General features: G+C 47.0%; 23 protein-coding genes. 19 read left to right on the forward strand and 4 right to left on the reverse strand.

What is annotated here, in order from left to right:
- Positions 1-18 precede the first annotated feature (18 nt).
- From DESRU_RS09820 to DESRU_RS09835, 3 genes are all read right to left on the reverse strand, one after another.
- Complete coding sequence (locus tag DESRU_RS09820; protein WP_041275712.1) at positions 19-210, reverse strand: hypothetical protein; 192 nt, start codon at positions 208-210, stop codon at positions 19-21.
- Between the two features lie 410 nt (positions 211-620).
- Positions 621-884, reverse strand: coding sequence for a hypothetical protein (locus DESRU_RS09830; protein ID WP_013841954.1), 264 nt, complete (start codon positions 882-884; stop codon positions 621-623).
- Between the two features lie 129 nt (positions 885-1013).
- Positions 1014-1589 (reverse strand): DNA-processing protein DprA, encoded by a 576-nt coding sequence (locus tag DESRU_RS09835; protein WP_013841955.1) that lies wholly within the window; start codon positions 1587-1589, stop codon positions 1014-1016.
- Positions 1590-1686: 97 nt separating this feature from the next.
- Between DESRU_RS09835 and DESRU_RS09840 the strand changes: the two genes are divergently transcribed.
- The 17 genes from DESRU_RS09840 (at position 1687) to DESRU_RS09920 (ending at position 18611) form a co-directional block, all read left to right on the forward strand.
- Positions 1687-2187 (forward strand): YajQ family cyclic di-GMP-binding protein, encoded by a 501-nt coding sequence (locus DESRU_RS09840; protein WP_013841956.1) that lies wholly within the window; start codon positions 1687-1689, stop codon positions 2185-2187.
- Between the two features lie 75 nt (positions 2188-2262).
- Positions 2263-3600 (forward strand): 30S ribosomal protein S12 methylthiotransferase RimO, encoded by a 1338-nt coding sequence (gene rimO / locus DESRU_RS09845; protein ID WP_013841957.1) that lies wholly within the window; start codon positions 2263-2265, stop codon positions 3598-3600.
- Positions 3597-4142: a CDP-diacylglycerol--glycerol-3-phosphate 3-phosphatidyltransferase gene (pgsA, locus tag DESRU_RS09850; protein ID WP_013841958.1), complete on the forward strand. Its 546-nt coding sequence runs from the start codon at positions 3597-3599 to the stop codon at positions 4140-4142. Before rimO ends, pgsA begins: the two co-directional genes overlap by 4 nt.
- Positions 4143-4259: 117 nt before the next feature.
- Positions 4260-4832 carry a hypothetical protein gene (locus DESRU_RS09855; RefSeq protein WP_013841959.1) on the forward strand — a complete coding sequence of 191 codons (573 nt, stop codon included), beginning with the start codon at positions 4260-4262 and terminating at the stop codon, positions 4830-4832.
- Complete coding sequence (locus DESRU_RS09860; protein WP_013841960.1) at positions 4816-6297, forward strand: AAA family ATPase; 1482 nt, start codon at positions 4816-4818, stop codon at positions 6295-6297. Before DESRU_RS09855 ends, DESRU_RS09860 begins: the two co-directional genes overlap by 17 nt.
- Before the next feature lie 133 nt (positions 6298-6430).
- Positions 6431-7669, forward strand: coding sequence for a competence/damage-inducible protein A (locus tag DESRU_RS09865; RefSeq protein WP_013841961.1), 1239 nt, complete (start codon positions 6431-6433; stop codon positions 7667-7669).
- Positions 7670-7699: 30 nt separating this feature from the next.
- On the forward strand, positions 7700-9298 hold the full coding sequence (locus tag DESRU_RS09870) for a DEAD/DEAH box helicase (protein ID WP_013841962.1): 1599 nt from the start codon (positions 7700-7702) through the stop codon (positions 9296-9298).
- A gap of 305 nt (positions 9299-9603) precedes the next feature.
- Positions 9604-10650, forward strand: coding sequence for a recombinase RecA (gene recA, locus DESRU_RS09875; RefSeq protein ID WP_013841963.1), 1047 nt, complete (start codon positions 9604-9606; stop codon positions 10648-10650).
- Positions 10651-10961: 311 nt separating this feature from the next.
- Positions 10962-12503, forward strand: coding sequence for a ribonuclease Y (gene rny, locus DESRU_RS09880; RefSeq protein ID WP_013841964.1), 1542 nt, complete (start codon positions 10962-10964; stop codon positions 12501-12503).
- A 272-nt stretch (positions 12504-12775) separates the two neighbouring features.
- A complete protein-coding gene (locus DESRU_RS09885) occupies positions 12776-13294 on the forward strand; it encodes a hypothetical protein (protein ID WP_013841965.1) in 519 nt (172 codons plus the stop codon).
- A 16-nt stretch (positions 13295-13310) separates the two neighbouring features.
- A complete protein-coding gene (locus tag DESRU_RS09890; protein WP_013841966.1) occupies positions 13311-14090 on the forward strand; it encodes a TIGR00282 family metallophosphoesterase in 780 nt (259 codons plus the stop codon).
- A 123-nt stretch (positions 14091-14213) separates the two neighbouring features.
- On the forward strand, positions 14214-14474 hold the full coding sequence (locus DESRU_RS09895; RefSeq protein ID WP_008413380.1) for a stage V sporulation protein S: 261 nt from the start codon (positions 14214-14216) through the stop codon (positions 14472-14474).
- Positions 14475-14569: 95 nt separating this feature from the next.
- Positions 14570-15511 (forward strand): dipeptidase, encoded by a 942-nt coding sequence (locus DESRU_RS09900; protein WP_013841967.1) that lies wholly within the window; start codon positions 14570-14572, stop codon positions 15509-15511.
- A gap of 182 nt (positions 15512-15693) precedes the next feature.
- Positions 15694-16518, forward strand: a complete 825-nt coding sequence (locus tag DESRU_RS09905; protein ID WP_187290634.1) for a PHP domain-containing protein — start codon at positions 15694-15696, stop codon at positions 16516-16518.
- A 15-nt stretch (positions 16519-16533) separates the two neighbouring features.
- Complete coding sequence (locus tag DESRU_RS09910) at positions 16534-17700, forward strand: LL-diaminopimelate aminotransferase (protein ID WP_013841969.1); 1167 nt, start codon at positions 16534-16536, stop codon at positions 17698-17700.
- 66 nt (positions 17701-17766) lie between these two features.
- On the forward strand, positions 17767-18030 hold the full coding sequence (locus tag DESRU_RS09915; protein ID WP_013841970.1) for a translation initiation factor 2: 264 nt from the start codon (positions 17767-17769) through the stop codon (positions 18028-18030).
- Between the two features lie 173 nt (positions 18031-18203).
- Positions 18204-18611: a DUF3842 family protein gene (locus tag DESRU_RS09920; protein ID WP_013841971.1), complete on the forward strand. Its 408-nt coding sequence runs from the start codon at positions 18204-18206 to the stop codon at positions 18609-18611.
- Here the strand turns inward: DESRU_RS09920 and DESRU_RS09925 are convergent.
- Positions 18603-19127: an HDIG domain-containing metalloprotein gene (locus DESRU_RS09925; RefSeq protein WP_013841972.1), complete on the reverse strand. Its 525-nt coding sequence runs from the start codon at positions 19125-19127 to the stop codon at positions 18603-18605. The genes DESRU_RS09920 and DESRU_RS09925 overlap by 9 nt on opposite strands.
- 115 nt (positions 19128-19242) lie before the next feature.
- On the opposite strand from DESRU_RS09925, the gene cobU reads away from it, so the two are divergent.
- A complete protein-coding gene (gene cobU, locus DESRU_RS09930; RefSeq protein WP_013841973.1) occupies positions 19243-19821 on the forward strand; it encodes a bifunctional adenosylcobinamide kinase/adenosylcobinamide-phosphate guanylyltransferase in 579 nt (192 codons plus the stop codon).
- A 19-nt stretch (positions 19822-19840) separates the two neighbouring features.
- Complete coding sequence (gene cobC, locus DESRU_RS09935; RefSeq protein ID WP_013841974.1) at positions 19841-20455, forward strand: alpha-ribazole phosphatase; 615 nt, start codon at positions 19841-19843, stop codon at positions 20453-20455.
- Positions 20456-20487 lie beyond the last annotated feature (32 nt).

Raw genomic sequence — 20487 nt, forward strand, 5'->3', positions numbered from 1 at the left:
CTAATCGCCGGGTTATGATTAAAATTCATGATCTTGGAATCCAGATGTTTGATTTCGCGAATTTCTTTCCGAAAAAGACAAATCGTCTAAGGTCCCTTCTTTACATCTGCAATCCGTTGCTTTATAAGCAAAATAACCTAAAGTTGCCAGGGAAGCTACATGAATGGCCCAAAAACCCAGATTGGGAAATCTCCAGGTACTTTCTCTCATAACCATAAATCACCTCCAAGCATATTCTTTTTTTAGTTTTCCTTTAAGCGAAAGATTTTACTCCATAAAGGAAACGAAACTTCTGCAGAACTTGACCTATTTACAGGACGAACAGGGAGGTGCCTGAAAATAATAAAAAATACCCGCCTTTAGCGAGTATTTAACGTCTCTTAGGTTTTCTGATCATACCAATACCAAAAAGAAGGGCTCCGGTAATAATTAACCACCTTTGTTCAGGGAGAAACATACTGATGCCAATCATTAAAAAACCAACAGCACTTAAAATGAACCTCCAATTGATCTTACCATTCAATGTGATGCAACCTTCCTTATTCCTTTTGAGAAAGTATATCACATTCTCGATAAAGGAGCCAGGCAGAGAATTCCAAATTTTAAGTTTACAGGAGATTTTAAACGGCATCGTCCTGGGCATAAGGGGCAAGATCTTTGTAACCATAGGTAAAGTTAATTGCTTCGGGAGAAAGATAATCGATAATGTAACTGGCAATGGTTTCCATGTCCAGGGTACCGTTGACCGCAATTTGAATCATCTTTAGATGCTTTTCTTCAAAGGGAACCTGATAGTCATTATATTCCAACACCTGGTCGACCAGCATGGCCAGCCATTCCAGATCGATAATTTCTTCCAAGGAGAGCCTTCTAACATATACCATAAATTCTACCCCTTTCCAAACCTTTTGGTTATATTATAAAATTCTTTAAAATACTTCAAGTATTATATGAAAAAATACAATATTATTTTTCTTGATAGTCAGTATACCCTTTTTTCTCTATTGTAAAAATTAGTCTTTGGTTAAAATTTCACAATCTTTGCGAACCAGATAGAAGCCGTTCATTTCAAGGTAATGATATAGGGGCTTTCCCAGATTCCGCGCCCACCGGGCACAGTGCCTTGTGCCGCCTGTGATGATGCCGTCGGGAGGAAAGGTTCCTACTACCAATACTTTACTGGACAGCATGGCCTGAACTTTGTCCCGGACCACAAAGGTCCATTTGGCAGTCGATTGTCCGGATTTAAAGGGACTTAACAAGCAGCCTCCCCTTTGCATGATCTTTACAGCCAGATCTTTATTCTCCGGGGGATAAACCGGGGCTGAAAGCCCAAAGGGCACTACGGCTACGGTAATGCCTCCTTCATCCAGACAGCCGTTATGGGCGGCGGTGTCAATGCCGGTGGCCAGGCCTGATAGGACCACCAGCCCTTTTTTTGCTGCCTGGCGGGCTAAAGTATAGGCCATATGGCAGTCCCGCAGGTGCTGGATGGAAGAAGGATCTTCCAAGGGCGGCCTGCGGGGGCCCACAATGGCGATAACCTTTTTGTTTTCCGGAAACAGACCGCTGCAGTGGAAAATCATCATCAAAACCTCCCGGTTGATTTTAGTAAAAACAGTGAATCCTTTGACAACATTATCCATTATGATATAATTTTATAGAATTAAGTCAGGAGGGAAACAAATGGCGAAAGATAACAGCTTCGATATTGTTAGTAAGGTGGACATGCCGGAAGTATTGAATGCGGTCAATCAGGCCAACCGGGAAATCGAAACCCGTTTTGACTTTAAAGGAAGTAAAAGTAAAATTATTTTTGAAGGAAAACCCGAGATTACGCTGATCAGTGATGATGATTTCAAACTTCGCAACGTAATTGATATACTGGAAAGCAAACTGGTTAAAAGGGGTGTTAACCTTAAATCCCTGCGCTATGGAAAAATAGAAGCGGCCGCAGGGGATACCGTCCGGCAAACGGCATCCCTGGTTCAGGGCATTGAACAGGATTTGGCCAAAAAAATCGTAAAAGCCATAAAAGACAGCAAGATCAAAGTCCAGGCTTCGGTTCAGGGGGATCAAGTACGCATTAGCGGAAAAAACAGGGATGATTTACAAGCGGTCATAAAACTGGTGAAGGAGATGGATTTACCCATTCCGGTTGAATTTGATAACTTCAGGACATTCTAAGGTATTCTTTGACAGTATTTTAGCACTGCTATATACTGTTTGGAGAATATTCTTTTTGTGCGAGGGAAAAATTTCATGTCAACCAGTGTTGCTTTTGTCAGCTTAGGGTGTCCCAAAAATTTGGTAGATTCAGAAGTTATGTTGGGTCTTTTAAAAAATGCAAATTTTGATATAATTTGTAACGAAGCCAAGGCAGAGGTGTGTATTGTAAATACCTGCGGGTTTATTGAATCGGCCAAGGAAGAGTCCATCCGGCAAATTCTTCAGTTAGCTCAAAATAAAGCTACCGGCCGGTGTCGGGCTCTGATCGTGGCCGGTTGTCTGTCCCAGCGATATTCTAAAGAATTGCTGGAGGAAATGCCGGAAATTGATGCTTTGGTAGGCCCCGGCCGCATTGAGGAGATTGTGCCCATTGTCAATGAGGTTTTAGCCGGTAAAAAAAGAACCTGCCATATCAACGAGCCCCTATATCTATATGATGAAAACAGTCCCCGATTATTGAGTACCCCGGCTTATACGGCTTATGTTAAGATCGCTGAAGGCTGTGACAATCGTTGTGCCTATTGCGCCATTCCGGATATCCGGGGACACTTTCGCAGCCGTTCCCTGGAATCCATTGAAGCGGAAGTCATCAGGCTGGTCCGTGAAGGGGCCAAGGAAATTATTTTGATTGCTCAGGACACTACCCGCTATGGTCAGGATTTATACGGGGAGTACTCCCTGCACCGGCTGCTGAAGCGTTTGGCGCCCATTTCCGGCCTCCGTTGGATACGACTGATGTATTGTTATCCCAACCGGTTTACAGAGGAATTAATTGAGACTCTGGCCAAGCAGAAAAACCTTTGCAAATATATTGACTTACCTTTGCAGCATGCCAATGATACCATTTTGCGGACCATGGGAAGGCCGGTAACTCAGCAGCAGGCTCGGGAGCTAATTGGTCAATTGCGAGATAAAATTCCGGGTTTGGTTTTAAGAACCTCTTTTATAGTGGGTTTTCCTGGAGAAACGGAAGAACAATTCCAGGAACTTTTAGATTTTATGCGGGAGATAAAATTTGATCGTGCCGGTGTGTTTACTTATTCCCAGGAGGAAGGAACCCCTGCGGCCGGTATGCCCGGTCAAATCCCCGAGGAAGTCAAGCAAGATCGTTATCACCGGGCCATGGCTCTGCAACAGGAGATTGCTCGAGAGCAAAACCGGCAGCGCATTGGCCAGGTATTGGAGATACTGGTAGAGGAAATTGTTGATTCAGGAAAAAATATCTATGCCGGTCGCTCCTCCCTTGATGCTCCTGAAATTGACGGAACCGTGGAATTTGTTAGTCCCAGGCCATTAAAACCCGGAGATATGGTAATGGTTAAAATGAATCGGGCTATGGAGTATGATTTGATGGGAGAGTTGACCCAATGAATTTACCCAATCGCTTAACCCTAGCCAGAATTTTTTTAATACCTATTTTTCTGGCAGTGGTCACCCTGCGTATAAAGTACGGCGATATGATTGCTGCTGGAGTGTTTGTACTGGCGGCCAGTACAGACGGCCTGGATGGATATATCGCAAGAAAAAATAAACAAATAACCACCTTAGGCAAGTTTATGGACCCGCTGGCGGATAAACTTCTGGTTTCAGCGGCTTTGATCGTGCTGGTGGAGCTGGGTCATTTATCCGCCTGGGTTGCTGTTATTATTATCGGAAGAGAATTTGCGGTTACGGGACTCCGAGCCATTGCAGCGGCAGAAGGCGTAATTATCTCCGCCAGCAAACTGGGAAAATGGAAAACCGTATCCCAGATTATTGCCATTGTGGCCATGTTTTTGCACAATATTACTTTGACCATTTTCGGATTTGATTTTGGCATGGCGGCCATGGCGGTGGCGGTATTTTTTACCATTTGGTCCGGAGTGGATTATTTAGCCAAAGGCTGGCATTTATTAAAAAAAGGAGATTATTAATCAGGAGGGAAAAACCTCCTGATTTCTTTTTTCCAATGGTTTCATAAAGATTCGTATATATCATTATGCTATAATTGTATATCATGACGTCTGTACTGACTGGAAAGGATGATGGCTATGCAATGGCACGGCCTTAAGCTTCCGGTTATTTTTTTGGCATTTGTTTGCGGACTGGCCCTGGCCTTTGGCGGGCAATGGGGTTATCAGGAATTTACCTTTCAAAAACCGTTAAACAAAGTATTGGCCGAAAATAATCTGGTGAAGGATTTTAAGGTTGAAGAGAAGGAAAACCGCTCAGTGGTGCAGGTAACCTTATCTGGCAATGAGGGAAACCTGATGACAGCCTACCAGGAACTTAATCAGCTAACCAGCCAGGTTATGGGTAAAAAGCCCTTTGTGCTGGAGATTGTCAGCAACCCGGATCCATCCCTGGAACAGGCTTATTACGAAAGTCATTTTGTTATTTATCAGGCTCAGGTAGCGGGTAATTTCCCGGAGGTTGCCCGTAAAGTGGAGGAAACCGCACAAAAATACGGGGCCGAAGGCAAAGTCTATGTTGATGAGCACAACCTATATATTCAAATAAGCGAACCGGACGGCCATTACCTCAATAAAATCATTCCCAGATACGGTGGACAGGATCAAATCGCTACTCTGCAAGGAGGTGGTCCGGTTGCTCAAGGAAATTAGCCTGGGTTTAGGAGCCGCACTGCTGGTATTTGCCCTGACGGCAGGCTATGATGTAACTCCCTTGATCTTTCTGGTGGCCTTTGGCGGAGGATTATTTTATCTGGCCAGTGTAAAGGGGCTGGGGAAGGGCTTCGCGGCCAAAACAAACGCTCCCAGAAGGCGGGACATATCCTTTGAAGATATTGGCGGACAAGCATCGGCAGTTAAAGAATTAAAAGAAGCATTGGAATTTATTAAAAATGAAATTGCCATGCAGCGATTGGGGATTCGGCCTATAAAAGGCATTTTAATGACCGGTCCGCCGGGAACCGGCAAAACACTCATGGCCAGAGCGGCAGCCAATTACACCGATTCGGTGTTTGTGTCTGCCAGTGGATCTGACTTTGTGGAGATGTATGCGGGGGTTGGGGCCCAGCGGGTAAGAAAGATCTTTCAAACCGCCCGGGAAACAGCCGGCAAGCAAAAGAAAAAAAGTGCCATTATTTTTGTGGATGAGATTGAAGTGCTGGCTGCCAAACGGGGACAAAATTCCAGTCACATGGAATACGATCAAACCCTGAATGCACTGCTGGTGGAGATGGACGGACTAAAAGTGGATGACGAGGTAAGGCTGCTGGTGATGGCCGCCACCAACCGGGTGGATATGATGGACCCGGCCCTGCTTCGGCCCGGCAGGTTTGACCGTCAAGTAAAAGTAGAACTGCCGGATAAAACCGGACGTTTGGAAATCCTGATGCTGCATACCAAAAACAAACCCTTGGCCGACGATGTGAACCTGTCTCTGGTGGCCAGAGAGACCTTTGGCTTTTCCGGGGCGCATCTGGAGAGCTTAGCCAATGAAGCAGCCATTTTGGCCATGCGAGAAGATTTAAAAGAAATCCATTACCGGCATTTTCACGAGGCCGTTGATAAGGTGATTATGGGTGAGAAGCTGGATCGCCGTCCAAATCCCGAGGAATTAAAACGGGTGGCCATTCATGAAACGGGACACGCCCTCATCAGTGAATGGGTCCGGGCCGGGTCGGTTTCAACCCTTACCGTTACTTCCCGAGGTGGCGCTCTAGGGTACATGCGCCAGAATCCCGAGGATGACACCTACCTTTACACCAAGGAATATCTGGAAAATCAAATTGCCATCATGCTGGCCGGGGCTGTGGCCGAAGAGGTGGTTCTGGGCAATCGCAGTACCGGAGCCTCCAACGACTATGAGAAGGCCCTGCATACGGCTGAAACCATTATTAAAGCAGGTATGTCCCCGCTGGGTGTGGTCAGCCTGGAAAACCTTCCTCCGGAGACAAAACACCGGGTGATCTCGGAAATCATTCAGCAGCAGGAACAGCGAATTAACGGCTACCTTAAGGAAAGAAACAGTTTTCTAACTTCTACCGTGGAAATACTACTGGAAAAAGAAAAAATATCCGGTGACGAATTTCGTGATCTAGTACAACAAAAATCTGTTGCATAAACAAAAAATTCCTGCAAACAATGAAAGGGACCTTACGGTCTCTTTCATCTTCTGTTACAATTGTTTCATCCTCTGAAGGGAAATGAAAAGGTTCCGGCGAAATATACTTAAGATACTATGTGAAAGGTGATTAATGGTGCAGGCGGAAATTATTTTTACAGGAACGGAATTACTGGTTGGTGAAGTGTTAAACTCTCATGCCCAGTACCTGGGTCGTCGTTTGACCGAGATGGGTATTGAAGTTATTCAACATACAACGGTCGGTGATTATTGGGGGCGCATGGGTTTAGTGCTCCTGCAGGCTTTGGAACGAGCAGACTTAATTTTTATTACAGGGGGGCTGGGCCCCACCATTGATGATTTAACCAAAGAAACGGTTGCGGAAGTTCTGGAACTGGACATGAAATTAGACGAGGCATCCTTACAAGCCATTAAGGCTTATTTTGCCGATCGGGGAACCGAAATGCCCGCTAATAACATAAAGCAGGCTCATTTCCCCGAGGGTGCCAGAATTTTGCCCAATTCCAGGGGAACTGCTCCGGGGGCCATTGTAGAGACCGGGAAAAAGGCTATTATTATACTGCCCGGACCACCCTGGGAATTGGAGACTATGTTTGAGTCCTCGGTGGTCTCCTATCTGAACAGTCTTCCTCACAGAGGGGTTCTCTGTACTTCCAAAATCTTTAAGCTGACCGGGATTAATGAAAGTTCTGTTCAGGAACTAATTGTGGATTTATGTGGGCAAAGCAATCCGGAAATTGCCTTTTTGGTCCAGCCCGGCATGGTGGAGGTAAGGATAACCGGCCAGGGAGAAACCCTGGAAGAGGCATCGGCTTTGGTACACGATTTATCCGAACAGGTGCGGCGCCGGCTGTTCCAGTATATCTTTGCCGAAGATAATGAAAAGATTGAACAGGTTTTAGGGCAACTGCTAATGGATGCGGGGCTGACCATCAGTCTGGCGGAATCCTGCACCGGAGGCCTTATACAGGCGCGGTTGTCTGAAATACCGGGCGCCTCGCGGTATTTGGCCGGGGGTATTGTGGCTTACAACCATCAGATTAAGGAAAAACTGCTGGGGGTTCCCGGTGAAATATTATCTCAGTTTGGCGCAGTCAGCCGCCAAACAGCCATCGCCATGGCGGAGGGCGTGCGGCGGGAATTAAACAGCAACATCGGCCTGGCGGTAACCGGTGTGGCCGGACCCACATCCCCGGAAGGAAAACCCATCGGATTGGTCTATATTGCTTTATCCTCACCCACCGGAACCTGCTTCCGGGAGTATCGTTTCCCGGGTGAGAGAAAGGCCATTCGTAACGGTACGGTCAATGCTGCCCTCAAAATGGCCAAGCATTTTTTACAGGGCAAGTAGGATATATATTTTTTGGAAAGAAGGAAATCAATGAGTCAAGAAAAGGTTACACGGGCTTTTGGCGATCTTCAGTTAGATCCACGGGTTGTGGATGGTTTGATTGATATGGGCTTTGAGGAGCCCACTCCCATTCAACAGTTGGCTGTTCCTCTGGTTTTGGCGGGCCACGACATCATCGGCCAGGCGCAGACAGGCACCGGCAAAACAGCAGCCTTTGGTATTCCCCTGATTCAACGGCTGGATTTTAGAAAAAAAGGCGTTCAAGTGATTATTTTGACTCCCACCCGGGAGTTGGCCATCCAAGTGGGGGAAGAAATTACAAAAATCGGCCGCTACCGCCGTATTCGGGTACTGCCCATTTATGGTGGACAGTCCATCGACCGTCAAATTAAGTCCCTGCGTCAGGGAGTACAGGTAGTGGTGGGGACTCCCGGGCGTCTGTTGGACCACCTCCGGCGTCAGACTTTAAAACTGGACCAGATTACCATGGCGGTACTGGATGAAGCGGATGAAATGCTGGATATGGGCTTTATTGAAGACATTGAGGAAATCCTGCGCCATACTCCGCCGGTCCGTCAAACTCTGCTTTTTTCGGCCACCATGCCGGATGAAATTACCCGGTTGGCACGGCAATACCTGACGGAACCGAAGTTGGTCACCGTCAGTAAAACCAATCTGACCGTACCTCAAATTGAGCAGGTCTATTACGAAGCTCCTGAAAAACATAAGCTGGAAGCCCTTTGCCGGCTGCTGGATATAACCGATATCGCTCAAGGCATTGTTTTCTGCCGGACCAAACGGGGAGTGGACGATCTGGTATCCGGCCTGCAGGCCAGAGGGTATACCGCCGTATCTCTACATGGGGACCTCAGTCAGCAGCAGCGGAATACCGTTATGCGCCAGTTCCGTTCCGGCGAGGTGGAACTGCTGGTGGCTACGGACGTTGCCGCAAGGGGTTTGGACATTGAAGGGGTTTCTCATGTTATCAATTACGATATTCCCCAGGATCCTGAATTTTATGTGCACCGGATCGGTCGCACCGGCCGGGCCGGCAGATCCGGCGTGGCCATAACCATTATTACGCCCCGGGAATATCGCCAGCTCCGGCTGATTGAAAACATAACCAAAACACGCATTAAAAGAGAGCGCCTGCCCAGTATTGCCGATGTGGTGGAACGTCAGAAGGAAGGAATTAAGGACCGTCTGATCCGCATTATGGAAGAAGGGAAGCTGGGTTACTATCGTTCGGTTATCGACGCTCTGGTGGATGAATATGATCCCATGGACATTGCCGCCGCAGCCCTTAAATTATCCCTGGATCTGGAGCCGTCGGCCAACGAGGTGGATCTAGATACCGTTCACTTTGGCAATACCGGTGCGAGACCGGGTATGGTTCGCCTTTTCCTGACCCTGGGACGAAAGGACAGGACTTCACCGGCGGAAATTATTAAGTTGTTTTCCGATGAATCGGGAATTTCCGGAAGTAAAATTGGCAGCATCAATATCTATGAAAATTTCAGCTTTGTGGAAGTTCCCGAGGATTGGGCCAACTGTGTGATGAGCTGCCTGCACCGGCTGAATTACAAGGGACGTAGACTGTTTGTGGAACCGGCCCGGGCCAGACGGTAATCGTTAACAGAGAAGACCTTTTAGAACACGGATTGAACGGATGATACGGATTTACGCGGATTAAATGAAGATCAAAAAATCCGTGAAAATCGGCAAAATCCGTAAAATCCGTGTTCAATTAGGTTTTTGGGGAAGGCGTTTGCTTCAACAGGACCCCAAGAAAAAGCAGAATGAGTCCGAAAACCGAAGCAATTCCTTGAATGGTAATATAGTCTAAACCTTTTTATTAACCTATTGACCAATGGATATAGATACCTTATAATGGAAATACCGAACATATGTTTAGGGAGGAAGGGGAGCCTTTGATGTCCGATAAAACAAAAGCCTTGGAACTTGCTTTATCACAAATAGAGAAACAGTTTGGCAAAGGGTCAATTATGAAGCTGGGGGATTCCACCAAGTTAAACATTGAAGCAATTTCCACCGGCGCTTTGTCCCTGGACATTGCCTTGGGGGTTGGAGGCCTTCCCCGGGGGCGGGTGGTAGAAATTTATGGACCTGAGTCTTCCGGTAAAACCACCATTGCTCTGCATGTTATTGCTGAAGCGCAAAGACTGGGAGGCATGGCTGCTTTTATTGATGCGGAGCATGCCCTGGATCCTGTTTATGCCCGTCGTTTGGGAGTGGACATTGAGAATTTGCTGGTATCCCAACCGGATACCGGTGAACAAGCGCTGGAAATCTGCGAAGCCCTGGTCCGCAGCGGCGCCATTGACGTAGTAGTGGTGGATTCGGTGGCTGCTTTGGTTCCCCGGGCTGAAATAGAGGGCGAGATGGGGGATACCCATGTGGGCCTGCAGGCGCGCCTGATGTCCCAGGCTCTGCGGAAATTAACCGGTATTGTCAGCAAGTCCAAGACCACGGTTATTTTTATTAATCAAATCCGGGAAAAGGTTGGCGTTGTCTATGGTTCCCCGGAGGTTACCACCGGTGGACGTGCTTTAAAGTTTTATGCCTCCGTGCGCCTGGAAGTCAGGAAGCAGGAAAACATTAAACAGGGCGTGGATATTGTCGGCAGCCGCACGAAAGTTAAAGTTGTGAAAAACAAAGTGGCCCCGCCTTTTAAATTGGCCGAATTCGATATGATGTATGGCACCGGCATTTCCCGGGAAGGCAGTATTTTGGATGTGGCCACCGACCTGAAAATTGTTAATAAAAGTGGGGCCTGGTATTCTTATGGCGATGAAAGATTGGGTCAGGGCCGGGAGAATGTAAAAGAATTCTTTAAGGAACGACCGGATTTGTGTCAGGAAATCGAAGGCAAGGTTCGCGAGAAATTGAGCCTGGGGAACACAAGTTTGCCGGGGAAAGATGATTTAAGCCTTCCCGCCGGAGATACGGAGATTTCATAAGGGGTTAACCCCGGGTTGCCAGGGGGCTGCACCTTGACAGTGACAGTAAAAACCTGTACAATTACTGTTGGGAGAAAATAGAATTTGATATCTGGCAACAGGTTTTTATATATACAAAAAATCCAATATCCTTAAGGAAAAACCCGGTTTACAGGGATTTATTGGGCTTTATGTTAAGTTGTTGTATCCTCGGGTGATTTACCCTGGTATATGGACAACCCAGATATCGGTTCGTTTTCTACCGAGTTATACTCGGTATTTTTTATTGTCTAGAAAAATTAAAGTTGATTTTTATGACAGGAGGTGAGGATATGGATTTAACGCAGGTTATTCTAATTGTTTTTGTAACTGTCCTGGTTGGCTTGGCCGCCGGGTTTATCATTCAAAAGAAGATTGCTGAAGGAAAAAAGGCGTCGGCTGAACAACAGGCTAAAAGAATTCTTGAAGAAGCAGAGAAGGATGCGGAAGGTAAAAAACGCGAAGCCATTGTCATGGCTAAAGAGGAAGTTCTGAAACTGCGCAATGAAATGGAACGGGATATCCGTGAGCGCAGAAGTGAACTGCAACGTCTGGAGCGGCGTCTGGTCCAGAAGGAAGAAACCCTGGACCGGAAAATGGATTCTATGGAGAAAAAAGAGGATTCTCTGAGTCGTAAAGAGGCGGAAATTGAAAATACCAAAACGGAATTAACAGTGATGTTAAACAGGCAGTTGGCAGAATTGGAGCGGATTTCGGGACTTTCCTCGGAAGAAGCACGCCAATTACTGCTAAATGATATTGAGAAAGATTTACAACACGATATGGCGGTCATGATTAAGGACTATGAGAACAGGGCCAAAGAAGAATCGGAAAAACGAGCCCGGGATATCATTTCCTCCGCCATTCAACGCTGTGCGGCAGACCACGTAGCAGAGGCGACGGTGGCGGTTATCCCCCTGCCCAACGATGAAATGAAAGGCCGCATTATTGGTCGGGAAGGCCGCAATATCAGAGCCTTTGAGACTTTGACAGGAATTGATTTAATTATTGATGATACCCCTGAAGCGGTCATCCTTTCCGGCTTTGATCCTATTCGACGGGAAGTGGCTCGGCTGGCTCTGGAAAGATTGATTTCCGACGGGCGGATCCATCCGGCCAGAATCGAAGAAATGGTGGAGAAGGCCCAAAAGGATGTGGAGGTTCAAATCAGAGAGGCCGGAGAACAGGCTACCTTTGAAACCGGAGTGCACGGGCTTCATCCGGAGTTGGTTAAATTACTGGGCCGGTTAAAATTCCGTACCAGTTATGGCCAAAATGTGTTAAAGCATTCCATTGAAGTTTGCCACTTATCCGGCTTAATGGCAGCGGAACTGGGAATTGATGTTAAGCTGGCCAAACGGGCCGGTCTGCTTCATGATATCGGCAAAGCGGTTGACCATGAAGTGGAAGGACCCCATGTGGCTATCGGTGTGAGTCTGTGCCAAAAGTATAAGGAAAGTCCGGAAGTCATTCATGCCATTGCAGCTCACCACGGCGACGAAGAACCCAGGACCATTGAAGCGGTTCTGGTACAGGCGGCGGATGCCATTTCCGCGGCACGTCCGGGAGCCAGAAGAGAAACACTGGAATCCTACATTAAGAGATTGCAAAAGCTCGAAGAAATTGCCGGCACTTTCGAGGGTGTGGAGAAGTCCTTTGCCATTCAAGCAGGACGGGAAATTCGCATTATGGTTAAACCGGAAAAGATTGATGATTTGGCGGCCATTCGCCTGGTGCGGGATGTTGCCAAAAGAATTGAAAATGAACTGGATTATCCCGGGCAGATTAAAGTGATCATTATCCGGGAGACCCGTTATGTAGAGTATGCCAAATAATAGAGTTTTACACCCAAAAATACAAACGGTCCTTTTCTAAGGGCCGTTTTATTTTTACCACGCTATAGATAAAATTTTAGAGGATAAGGGGATAAAGACGGCCATGGCTTGCACCGGCACTTAATAATTAGTCAGGTCATGATCTACCTTCATAAAACTTTCCTCTACTGGAACAAACTTTTATTTTTATTACCGGGTACTTTAGCAGGAAAGTTAACGTAATAACAGAATTACTTATTATTTGACTGCATAAAACAGGTGGTGACAAAGTTTTGGATTTCCGTTACAAGGGGAAAGAGGATGTTACAAACAGTGTCAGTTTATTAATTTCAATTTTAATCAGACACCCTGAAGTTGCCAAGATTAATTTAGACCCCGAAAAACAGGTTTTGCGGTTTACCTTTATTTATTCGGGCCGGCTGGATTCCTCAGAAATGAACCTACTGAAGGGTAAAATCGTAACCAGTATTGAAGTTTACAATGCCTTGGAAGGAAAAGACCCCCAGGTAGTTCAACTGGATTACAAAATTACAGATAATCTGACCATGATTGAAATACAGAGAGATGTGGATACACTAGTCCAAGAGGAAATTGCTTTAATGGTTGAGTTATTTCGGCATTATATTAATAATAAGCTGGTCACTGAGGAAAATGATCCTTTGGTGGATGAGGATTTACTGGTGCAAGAAGAATTAATCGAGCATATGCTGGAAATTGTAAAGTCTAAATCAGAGGATAAGCGACTGTATGCCTTCAGGGATGAAGGCCGCGTTTTGGTTTTCAACAAATAGGGAGGACTCTTCTCAATTGCGTATTCTAATGATTGGTGATATCGTTGGCCGCCCCGGCAGGCGAGCCATACTGGATAACCTTAGTTATATCCGGGGGGAACTGAACCTGGATTTTGTTATTGCCAATGGAGAAAATGCAGCCGGTGGTCACGGGATTACCAGAGAGATTGCCAGGGAGCTTTTTGCTGCCGGCATTGATGTTTTTACAATGGGCAACCATGTCTGGAATAAAAAAGAGATTTTTGAATATATTCAAAAAGAAAAAAGAATTCTTCGCCCGGCCAATTACCCGCCGGGCACTCCCGGCTCCGGGTATAATTTTTTTAATGTGGGGGCCGGACCAACCCTGGCCATTATTAATATCTCCGGAAGAGTTTTCATGCAGGAACTGGATTGCCCCTTTCGTAAGGTAGATGAAATTTTAAAGGAAATTGACAATAAAACCAAGATTATTTTTGTCGACTTTCACGCCGAAGCCACATCGGAAAAGGTAGCCATGGGTTGGTATCTGGATGGAAGGGTTTCGGCCATCTGTGGGACCCATACCCATGTCCAGACGGCAGACGAGCGAATCTTGCCAAAGGGCAGTGCCTATATAACCGATGTTGGCATGACCGGCCCCAGGGACTCGGTGATCGGCGTTGAAACGGAAATTGTGTTGGAAAAATTTGTTACCCAACTGCCCCGAAGATTTGAAGTTGCGGATACCAACTACCAGTTAAATGCCGTAATGGTTGAAGTGGATGAAAGCACCGGAAGAGCCCTGGAAATAGAAAGAATTTTTAATTTAGAATAATTTAACAAAAATGGCCTAAAAATTTTTATATTTCTTACAAAGGCAGGAATTTTTAGGATTTAGCAGAATAAAATCATTACAGGGATTAGAGCAATCGTCCAAACTAACGAAGGAGGTTTCACCATGGAAGTGTTAAAAGTTTCAGCAAAGTCCAACCCAAATTCTGTAGCAGGAGCACTGGCTGGTGTTCTTCGGGAACGTGGCTGTGCGGAAATGCAAGCCATTGGTGCAGGAGCTTTAAATCAAGCGGTTAAAGCCATTGCTATTGCCAGAGGCTTTGTGGCACCCAGTGGCGTAGATTTGATTTGTATCCCTGCCTTTACGGACGTAATTATTGATGGTGACGAAAGAACAGCCATTAAGCTAATTGTAGAGCCCCGCTAGGGATTTCATATAATCAGTTAATTGGTACAACCTGTTTGCGTTATGGCAAACAGGTTTCTTGCTTCCTGTGGAATATTTGCCAAGGGGGTGCTTTTATGCCGGTTATCGACGCCCATTGTGATACCTTAACGGTATTGGGAGTGCAAAACAGAAAATTAGGTGTTGAATCCGCTCAGGGGCATTTAGACCTGCCTCGCTTAAAAAAGGGAGGAATCGATGTTCAGTTTTTTGCCGTTTTTGTCAGCCCGGATGCGGTTAAAACGCCTGCAGAATATACCTGGGAAATCATTGACCTTTTCCATGAGGAAATGGCCGCTAATCAAGGGGAAATTGAAAAGATTACCTGTTATGCGGAACTGAGAAAAGTTTTAGACCTGGGTAAAAAGGGGGCGGTTCTCACCATTGAAGGTGGAGAAGCCCTGCATGGAAAGATTGAGCTTCTTCATGAATACTATCAGTCCGGGGTAAGGGGACTGACGCTAACCTGGAACGGACGGAATGAGCTGGGAGACGGTGTAGGCATGGGAGCTGCCGCCGCGGGACTTACCTCCTTTGGCAGAATGGTGGTGCAAGAGATGTCCAGACTGGGCATGATGGTGGATGTGTCCCATTTATCCTCACCGGGATTTTGGGATGTAATTAAAGAAGTTAAAACACCGGTCATGGCTTCCCATTCCAATTGCTGGAGCATTTGTAACCACCCCAGAAATTTAACGGACCGGCAGATCAGGGCCATTGCCGGAAGCGGAGGCGTGATCGGCGTGACCTATGTGCCGCAATTTATCCATGATACAGTTCCTAATTTGGAGCGGCTGCTGGATCATATTGATCATTTATATAAAGTAGGAGGGATTGCTTGTATTGGTTTGGGCTCTGATTTTGACGGCATTGATCAACTGCCTGAGGCTTTGGATAGTGCCCAGCGGGCGGTTCCCAACATAAAAAAAGGATTATTGCAAAGAAAATATTCTCAGGATGAACTGGATAAAATCCTGGGAGATAACTGGTTGCGCCTGTTTAAAGAAGTTTGTGGCTAAAAGTTTACAGGGCAGGAATTTTTTAAACCGGCTAGAAGTTAGAATATATCTAAATTTTCTGCAACAAGCACATGGTCGGTCCGGATTTCGGCCGGGCGGACCATAGGCGTGACCGGGCGATGTCTCATCCGATATAATGTCGGTTAACCTGGGAGAAGATAAAGTATAAAAACAAAGCGGTGATGACTTTGAAGGCTGATTTGCATATCCATACCACAGCATCGGATGGCAGCGACACCCCTGCAGAAGTTGTCCAAAAGGCATTAGAAGCGGGACTTCGGGCCATAGCCATTTCCGATCATGATACGTTATCCGGGGTTAAGCTGGCTCAACAGGCGGCAGAGGGGCATGGGCTGGAAGTGTTGTCGGGAGTTGAGGTCAACACCTATTATGAGGGGCGTGAAATTCATATCCTGGGTTATTTAATTGATCCCAATCATCCCTACTTTAATGATCAATTAAAAAAACTGCAAGGGGACCGTCTGGAAAGAGTCCAGCAAATGATAAAAAAACTAAAGACATTTAAAATAAACATTCTTTTAAACAGAGTGTTAGAGATTGCCTCCGGAGCCAGCGTTGGTCGGCCTCACCTGGCACAAGCCATGGTGGAAAAGGGTTATGTAACCACTCGGCAGGAGGCCTTCAATTTATATATCGGGGCAGGAAAAAAAGCCTTTATTCCCCGGGAAAATTTGTCCCCTAAGGATGCCATTCAATTGATTCTTCAATGCAGGGGAGTGCCGGTGCTGGCACACCCGGGATTGAGTAAAGTGGAAAACCTGCTTCCGGAATTGGTTTCTTGCGGACTGAAAGGCCTGGAAGTTTGGCATGTCAGTCATCCCCGTCTACTGGAAGAACATTACCACAAAGTAGCCCAAAAATACCGTTTAATTGCAACCGGGGGCTCTGATTACCATGGAACAGGGCATGATGTCTGTAACCGTCTGGGGGCCATCTGCGCACCCTATGAAAGCGTTCTGCAATTAAAGGAATTGGCCGGGAAGTAAAAGGAGATGAAGCATATGAAGCTGGCGAGGAGAATGGAAGCATTGACTCCGGGAATTTTTATGGAAATGGCCCGGGCCAAGGACGAAGTGGAACAAACCGGAGTAAAAGTGATTAATTTGGGAGTGGGGAGTCCGGATTTACCCCCTGCCCCCCATATTATTGAAGCCCTTCGTCAAGGGGTGGATAATCCCTTAAACTATCGCTATCCCTTAGGGGGTAAAATAGAATTGCACCGGGCTTTGGCCCATTGGTATCAGCAGCGGTTTAACGTTGTAGTGGACCCGGAGACAGAGGTGTTGACCCTGATGGGTTCCCAGGACGGTTTAGCGCATATTGCCATGGCTTTTATCAATCCCGGCGATATTGCACTGGTTCCGGACCCCGGCTACCCCATCTACGCGGCCTCCATATTATTGGCCGAAGGGGAGCTTTATCCCATGCCCTTGCTGGCAAGCAACCGCTTCCTGCCTGATTTTGAAACCATTCCGCCGCAAATTGCCCAAAGAGCCAGAATGATGACCCTTAATTATCCCAACAATCCCGTTGCTGCATCCGCCGACAGGGAGTTTTTTGTACGGGCGGTGGAATTTGCACGCCGGCATCATATTGTGCTTTGTCACGATGTGGCTTATGCGGAGTTGGCCTATGACGGTTTTAGGCCTATGAGCTTTCTGGAGGTTCCCGGGGCCAAGGAAGTGGGCATTGAATTTTATTCCCTTTCTAAAACCTACAATATGGCTGGCTGCCGCATTGGTTTTGCCATTGGCAACCCGGAGGTGCTGGAAGCCCTGGACCGGATTAAGTCCAATATTGACTACGGTGTATTTGCTGCTGTGCAGCAGGCCGGAATTGCCGCCTTATCCGGGCCCCAGGAGTGTGTTGCGGAAACCGCCGCCATCTATCAAAGAAGACGGGATATTTTAGTGGAAGGGCTGGGCAAACTGGGGTGGTCCATGCCTAAACCCCAGGCATCCATGTTTGTGTGGGCGCCTCTTCCCGGCGGCTACACCTCCTCCAAGGATTTTAGCCTGGAACTTTTAAAAAAGACCGGTGTCCTTGTGATTCCCGGCAAAGCCTTTGGCGACCGGGGGGAGGGTTATGTAAGAATCGCTCTGGTACAAAGGGAACAAGATTTAATGGAAGCGGTGGAGAGAATCGGCTCCGGTTTCCGGCTTGACTAGTTCAATGTCTACATGTACACCACCCGGCATATACTAGGGTAAGCAGATATAAGGGGTGGTGAAGTTTTGAACGGAAATGCGGATTTTCAGTATCTGCAGAAACGGATCCTAGAACTTGAAGAAAAAATTGAACAGCTCCGGTTAAGCCGTCGGGTATTAATGAATTTAATTGAGAAGATTGAAAAGGATAAATCGGGTTTTGTTTCACGGCTGGAAAAGGAAAACCGGAAGCTGCATAAGGATAATTACCGTTATGCCCAAAACATGTTGAAGCAAAACCGGCGGATTGTTGAACTTCAGACCAAGCTGGAAAGTATGTTGAGTGAATGATTTTGCCACCGCTAAGGCGGTGTTTTTATTTAGGCTAAGAAATGCCCCCCTTTTTCTTACAGACAAGCCAGTACAAAGAGAATTCATTATGCTATAATTTTAAACTGAGACAAGTAAAATCGAAGGATTTTGAATAAAGGGCTGCGTAGGATCGGAAAGGACGGATTGGATTCATGAGAATTGCTGTCATTGATGGGCAGGGTGGAGGAATTGGCAAACATTTAGTAGAAAAGCTTCGTAAGGAACTGCCGGAATCGGTTGAAGTCATCGCCCTGGGTACCAATGCTTTGGCTACTGCGGCCATGCTGAGGGCCGGAGCCAATGAAGGAGCAACCGGTGAAAATGCGGTGATTTTTAATTCATCCCGGGTGGATCTGATTGTGGGAAGTTTAAGTATTGTTTTACCCAATGCCATGCTGGGGGAGTTGACAACGGCCATGGCTGAAGCCATTGCCAACAGTAAAGCGGAAAAATATTTGCTCCCATTAACCCGCAGCAACCTGCATTTGGCAGGTTTGCGGGGTGAGCCCATGCCCCATTTGATTGACGAATTGGTGGCCAGAATCAAAACTTTAATTTAGTTCGTCGGCCCGGCGTAAAATGGTTAATTCCATGGGTTCCCCAGGCCGGTAGGGTTGATGATGATGGCGAATAAGATCAATGATGTCCGGGGGAAGCTTTATTTTTGCAGCCATTTCCGCCCCGCGATCCGGGTGTTGGACGTGGGCCAGAACGGCCTGCCCCAATTTTCCCCAACCTTGGGGCTGCCGGAGAATCCTCTTTAACAGCCCGGGCGCCAGGAGGGTTAGCAATACAATGAACACCCTATGCCTGGTCCGGATGATGTTGGCCGGCTTTCCGATGTCATGCAGCAGGGCGGCTCGAATCAGCTCATGTTGACGGACAGACATTTCCTTGGCCATCATCATGACCTGGCAGGTTCTGGCAACCCTGACACAATGGGTCTGGGTGGGTCTGTCCAGGCTAAAGAAAAGACGCTGCTCCTGATCATTTAAATGGGTCTGAATATACTTTTTTTCAGACGGTCCTATTTTGCTAAAAAGGGCATGAGCAAATTGTCCGATACGATTTAGCAACGCAGGGTCCCTCCATCCAACACCGGAAACGGCATGGCTATTTGCATACAAGGTTTACAGAAATGATCATATCTGTTTTTAAGTTAGAATGCAATCTTTTAAGGGAGGAAGACCTGTGGAAAAAACCAAGGGCAGACTCATCCTGGTTTTGGGAGGTTCTCGCAGCGGCAAAAGTCAGTTTGCCGAACAACTGGCCCAAAGACTGGGAGAAAGGCTTGCTTATCTAGCCACCGCGCCGATCCTAGATGAAGAAATGAGCCGGCGGGTGGCCAAACACCGGCAGAGGCGTCCGGAACGCTGGCAGACAATCGAAGAACCCCTGCAGGTGGTAGAAGTGCTGGAGAGCCTGTCAAAGGAAGTGGATGTGATCCTTCTGGACTGTCTGACCCTGTGGTTGTCCAATTTGCTGCTGCATGACAACCTTCCTGAAGGGAAGAACTCCCAATCGGCAAAGGAAGATTTTATCCTGAGCCGGGTGGAACGTTTGGGGCGGGTAATGGTTGGATCAGGAGCCCACCTGGTTGTGGTTAGCAATGAAGTGGGTCTGGGATTGGTTCCCGACAATCCGTTGGGGCGTTTGTTCAGGGATATCGCCGGTCAGGCCAACCAAATCATAGCCCGGCAGGCAGATGAAGTCTATTGGGTGGCGGCGGGGCTGCCTTTAGAAATCAAGTCCAGGGCCTACCAATTTTGAGAGAAAGGGAGGATGGACCTTGCGTACCAGAATATATCTGGTTCGTCATGGTGAAACAGACTGGAATTCCGGGGGAAAGTTTCAGGGGCATTCCGACATACCTCTTTCCGACAAGGGGCGTGAACAGGCCAAACGTCTGGCCAAACGCTTAAAGAATGTAGATATTCATGGTATCTACAGCAGTGATCTTTGCCGGGCCCGGGAAACGGCTGAAATTGCGGCTAAACCCCATCAACTGACGGTGCAAACCATGACGGATTTAAGAGAAATTAATTTTGGCGGCTGGGAAGGGCTGACCTACCAGGAGATTACGGAAAAATTCGGGGAAAGTTACTCCTGTTGGTCTGAAAATCCTCTGATGACCCGGATTCCCTTCGGGGAAAGCCTGCAGGATATGGTAGACCGCTGCTCCAGGGCAATGCAGGCCCTGATCCTTGAGCATCCGGGAGAAACCCTTTTGATTGTGGCTCATGGAGGCGTTATTCGCACCATTGTAGGGACTTCCCTGGGCATTAATATGAATTTATATTGGAAATTAAAGGTTGATCACGTCTCCCTTTCCATTCTTGAATATCATGGTTGGGATAAGGCCATTTTAGAATTATATAATGAGACCTGTCATATAAACCCTTAATTCTTCAGACCACCCTGGGGGTGGTTTTTTTA

Origin of the sequence: Desulforamulus ruminis DSM 2154 (genome assembly GCF_000215085.1) — a bacterium.
GTDB classification, from domain to species: Bacteria; Bacillota; Desulfotomaculia; order Desulfotomaculales; family Desulfotomaculaceae; genus Desulfotomaculum; species Desulfotomaculum ruminis.